Origin of the sequence: Mesorhizobium sp. M1142, assembly GCF_040318565.1 — a bacterium.
GTDB lineage: Bacteria > Pseudomonadota > Alphaproteobacteria > Rhizobiales > Rhizobiaceae > Mesorhizobium.
This window is the reverse complement of sequence record NZ_JAMYMK010000058.1, coordinates 1-4,391: the sequence shown is the minus strand read 5'-3', so window position 1 is coordinate 4,391 and position 4,391 is coordinate 1. Positions and strand designations below refer to the sequence as shown.

The following is a 4,391-nucleotide window of genomic DNA, read 5'->3' as shown; positions in this document are numbered from 1 at the left end:
GAACCCCCCAGCGCAAAGCGCGCCAAACTGTTCGCGATGTCCTCGCACACCTGTTCGCGATGTCCCCGGTCCAAACACCCCCTTGTGGGGGAGATGTCCGGCAGGACAGAGGGGGGCGCCGTAGAGCGCGGCACCGAAGACTTGGCTCTCCTATCGGCGTTATGCCATGACCCGCGCTGTCATCCTCCTTCGCCGCCGTCTCGTCGGCAGCATCTTCGTGCTGCTGATTGTCGTCATCGGCACCTTCCTGTTACTCGAAGCCGCTCCCGGCGACGCGGTCGATGCCTACATCGTCTCGACCGGCGGCGACGCCGGGATGATCGAGCTGTTGCGTCACCGCTGGGGTCTCGACCAGACGGAACTGACGCGGCTCGCCAATTATCTTTGGGCGCTGCTGCATCTCGATCTCGGCCAATCGGTCACCTTTTCGCGGCCGATCCGCGACGTCATCCTCGAGCGCCTGCCCAACACGCTGCTGTTGATGGGCAGCGCCACCGCGCTCTCCTTCGGTCTCGGCTCGGCACTCGGCATCTATGCCGGCGCCAGGCCCGGCAGTTTTCGCGATCGCTTTCTGTCCATCGGTTCGCTGGCGCTCTATGCCGTGCCGGGCTTCTGGCTTGGGCTGGTGCTGATCATCGTCTTTGCCGTCGACCTGCGATGGTTTCCGATCGGCGGGATCGAGAGTATCGCCTCGGCCCGGACCGGCCTCGATCGCGCCGCCGATATCGCCCGCCATCTCGTCCTGCCGGTTTCGGCGCTCGGCTTCATCTATCTCGCGCTCTATCTGCGCATGATGCGCGCCGGCATGGCCGAGGTCTGGCGACAGGATTTTGTGCTGGCCGCCCGCGCCAGAGGACTTTCCCGCCGTCGCATCGTGCTCGCTCACGTCGCCCGCAATGCGCTGTTGCCGCTGGTCACCATGCTTGGCCTGCAGTCCGCGCAGATGTTGGGCGGCAGCGTCGTTATCGAAAGCGTCTTTTCCGTGCCAGGCCTTGGCCGGCTGGCGCAGGAAGCGGTGGCGGCACGCGACACGCCGTTGCTGCTCGGCATCATTCTCATCAGTGCCGTCCTGGTCGTCATCATCAACCTTCTCGTCGACATCGCCTACGCCGTCCTCGATCCGCGCGTCGGGGCCAGTGAGGCCGGCGCGTGAGCCCGCTTCGCCGCTTTCTTCGCACGCCGGAAGCGATCGCCGGCGCGGTCATCCTGACGGCGCTGTCTGCCGTGGCGCTTGCCGCACCTTTGTTCTTTCCGAGCGATCCGCAGGCCATTGCCGGGCCGGCATTGCTGTCGCCGTTCCAGGACTGGTCGCTGCCACTCGGCACCGACCGCCTCGGCCGTGACGTGCTGGCCGAGCTTTTCCACGGCGCCCGCACCTCGCTGGCGGTCGGCCTGGCAGCAGCAGCCACCGCGCTTGCCGTCGGCGCCGTAATCGGCACGTTGGCCGGTTTTGCCGGCGGCCTTGTCGACGAGGTACTGATGCGCATCACCGACGCTTTCCAGACCGTCCCAGCCTTCCTGCTGGCTTTGGCTTTCGTCAGCATCGTCGGGCCGTCGCTCGGCGTCGTGGTCGCTGCGATCGCGCTGGGCGCCTGGACCGGACCGGCACGCGTGGCGCGGGCCGAAGTGCTGTCGATCCGCGAGCGCGATTTTGTTGCCGGCGCCCGCGTCATCGGCATGCATCCGCTGGAGATCGCCTTTCGCGAGGTGCTGCCCAACGCGCTGCCGCCCGTCCTGGCGTTGTCGTCGGTGATCGTCGCCGCGGCTATTCTCACCGAAGCGGCATTGTCTTTTCTCGGCCTCGGCGACCCCAACCGCGTGACCTGGGGCGGCATGATCGCCGAAGGCCGCGCCGTGCTGCGCACCGCGCCCTTCCTGTCGATCATTCCGGGTGTAGCACTCGTGCTGACCGTGCTCGGCGTCTATCTCGCCGGCGAAGGCGTCGTCGAGACCGCGGCGGTGAGAAAGAGCCTGTCGTGACGGCGCTTGCTTCGATCCGCAATCTAACGGTGACCTATCGCCGCGACGGCGCCGAGGTGGCTGCGCTGAAACATATCAGCTTCGATGTCGCCGCTGGCGAGCGCCTCGCCATCATCGGCGAGAGCGGCTCGGGCAAGAGCACGTTGGCGCTGGCGATTGCCGGGCTGCTGCCGGCCACTGCCAAGATCGAAGGCCATATCGATTGGCTCTTGCGCCCGCCGCCAATGTTTGGTGCCAAGGCACCCCCCTCTATCCTGCCGGACATCTCCCCCTCAAGGGGGGAGATTGCGCTTTCATCTCTGCCTTCGCCAATCACTGAAGCTGGCCGAAAGGAACCGGCTGCGGAACTGCCGATCTCCCCCCTTGAGGGGGAGATGTCCGGCAGGACAGAGGGGGGCGCGACGGAACGCCGGCCTAAGTTCGTTCCCCCCGGAGGCCGTGATATCGGCTTCGTTTTCCAGGACCCATCCGCCAGTCTCGATCCGGTCATGCCAATCGGCAAGCAGATCGCGGAAGTCGCGCGCACGCATCTCGGACTTGACTGGCGACACGCCTATGCCAGAGCAAAAGCCTTGCTCGAACGCGTCCGTCTGCCCGACCCCGATGCCGCTCTGCGCGCCTTTCCACATCAGCTCTCCGGCGGCCAGAAGCAGCGCGTGGCGATCGCCGCCGCGATCGCGGCCGGGCCGAAACTGCTGATCGCCGACGAGGCGACCAGTGCCCTGGACACCATCGTGCAGGCCGAAATCGTCGGGCTGATCCGGCGACTCGTGACCGAGGACGGCATGACGCTGCTGTTCATCAGCCACGACATCGGGCTGGCCGCTGAGCTTGGAGAGCGCATCGCCGTGTTCCGGCATGGCGAGCTGCTCGAGCTCGGTGCGACGGCGCAGGTGGTCAGTGCGCCGCGTCACGCGTACACAAGGGCGCTGCTCGACGCCGATCTCGGCCTAGACGCCGAGCCGCTGCTGCAGCGAACATGACCAGTCCGCTGCTCGCCGTTTCCGGCCTGACCAAACGATACAGTAGCGGCGGCAAGATCATCGCCGCGGCCGACGATGTTTCCTTCCACATCGAGTATGGCGAGACGCTGGCGCTGGCCGGACCTTCCGGCAGCGGCAAATCGACGATCGCTCGGCTCATACTGCGGCTCATCGAAGCCGATGCTGGCCGAATCGAATTTGAAGGCAGTGATTTCCTGTCGTTGAACGGCGCTGCGTTGCGCGACCGGCGCGCTCGTCTGCAGACGGTGTTTCAGGATCCGCTCGCCGCCTTGAACCCACGCGCCACGGTGGCACGTGTGCTCGACGACCCCTTGCGCATCCATCACATCGCCTCTCGCGCCGAACGCCCGCGCCGTATCGTCGCTCTGCTGGAACGCGTCGGCCTCAGCGCCGGTCTCGCCGGCCGCGCCATTCACGAAATCTCCGGCGGTCAGCGCCAGCGCGTTGCAATCGCCCGCGCCATCGCCACGAAACCGTCGCTGGTCGTGCTCGACGAGGCGGTGTCGGCGCTCGACGTTTCGGTGCGCGCGCAGATCCTGCGGCTGCTGCTCGACCTTCAACGCGAGGAGCGCATCGCCTATCTCTTCATTTCGCACGATCTCGGCGTCGTCCGTGCCATCGCCCACCGCATCGCCATTCTGGACGGCGGGCGGATTGCCGAGAGCGGCGATGCCCGCACCGTCATCGACGCGCCGCAATCCGCGATCGGCAAGGCGCTGGTGGCGGCAGCGCCAAGACTGTCGAGGATCGAACGGGACGCATCATGACCGACGCCGAAGCCCGAGCCGAAAAACCGTCACGCGAACTCGATTCCGCCTTCCGCAACCGTGCCGATCTCTATCGTCTGTTGCTCGACGAGCTAACCGCGGAAGTTGGCGCGGAAAAGGCTGAGGCGATCATGATCCGCACCATTGAACGGCGAGGCAGGGAGGTTGCGGCGGCGGCCTTCGCCGATTTCGGCCCCAACGACGCACCGGCGATCGGCGAGGCGTTCCTGGCCGTCAGCCCGGATGGCGGTCGCATGTATCCGACCGACGTCGAACGCGGTCCGGACCGCATTGCCTTCAAGGTCAGGCGCTGCCCGCTGAAGGACGCCTGGGTCGAAGCCGGCGTCGACGACGAGAAACTCGCCACGCTCTGCCGCATCGCCGGCGCCTTCGATCGCGGCCTGTTCGAGGCTACCGGGGTACGCTTCGACAATGTCACCTGGACACCGGGCCACGGTTTCGGCTGCTGCCACATCGCTTTGACCAACCGGGATGCCGGTTAGAGCTACAACTCGAGCCATGTCGGCGAAGACGTAGAGTTCCGTTCGGTTGGGCGTAAGCGGGTAGCTGATGCCGTTCAGCGCTGGTAGTTCCAAGGCATAAGCGCCTCGATATCGCTGTTTGGCCAGCCATTGGCGAT

The 4,391-nt window shown here is 66.1% G+C and carries 5 protein-coding genes; all 5 read left to right on the top strand.

All coding sequences use genetic code 11. The annotated features are described in order from the left end of the window. Window positions 1–166 precede the first annotated feature (166 nt). The 5 genes from NKH42_RS30920 to NKH42_RS30900 are packed head-to-tail and all read left to right on the top strand — an operon-like array spanning window position 167 to window position 4,254. On the top strand, window positions 167–1,153 hold the full coding sequence (locus tag NKH42_RS30920) for an ABC transporter permease (RefSeq protein ID WP_352506674.1): 987 nt from the start codon (window positions 167–169) through the stop codon (window positions 1,151–1,153). After that, window positions 1,150–1,980, top strand: a complete 831-nt coding sequence (locus NKH42_RS30915) for an ABC transporter permease (protein ID WP_352506675.1) — start codon at window positions 1,150–1,152, stop codon at window positions 1,978–1,980. Before NKH42_RS30920 ends, NKH42_RS30915 begins: the two co-directional genes overlap by 4 nt. Beyond that, on the top strand, window positions 1,977–2,963 hold the full coding sequence (locus NKH42_RS30910) for an ABC transporter ATP-binding protein (protein WP_352506676.1): 987 nt from the start codon (window positions 1,977–1,979) through the stop codon (window positions 2,961–2,963). Before NKH42_RS30915 ends, NKH42_RS30910 begins: the two co-directional genes overlap by 4 nt. After that, the gene (locus NKH42_RS30905; protein WP_352691525.1) at window positions 2,960–3,751 is read left to right on the top strand and encodes an ATP-binding cassette domain-containing protein; all 792 of its coding nucleotides are present in this window, start codon (window positions 2,960–2,962) and stop codon (window positions 3,749–3,751) included. The genes NKH42_RS30910 and NKH42_RS30905 overlap by 4 nt, the downstream gene beginning before the upstream one ends. After that, window positions 3,748–4,254: an L-2-amino-thiazoline-4-carboxylic acid hydrolase gene (locus NKH42_RS30900; protein ID WP_352506678.1), complete on the top strand. Its 507-nt coding sequence runs from the start codon at window positions 3,748–3,750 to the stop codon at window positions 4,252–4,254. The genes NKH42_RS30905 and NKH42_RS30900 overlap by 4 nt, the downstream gene beginning before the upstream one ends. Window positions 4,255–4,391: the final 137 nt, after the last annotated feature.

What these genes read in the sequence shown, in the direction of transcription:
- NKH42_RS30920 (WP_352506674.1), top strand. Translation starts at nt 167, where the DNA reads ATGACCCGCGCTGTCATCCTCCTTCGCCGCCGTCTCGTCGGCAGCATC.
- NKH42_RS30905 (WP_352691525.1), top strand. Translation starts at nt 2,960, where the DNA reads ATGACCAGTCCGCTGCTCGCCGTTTCCGGCCTGACCAAACGATACAGT.
- NKH42_RS30900 (WP_352506678.1), top strand. Translation starts at nt 3,748, where the DNA reads ATGACCGACGCCGAAGCCCGAGCCGAAAAACCGTCACGCGAACTCGAT.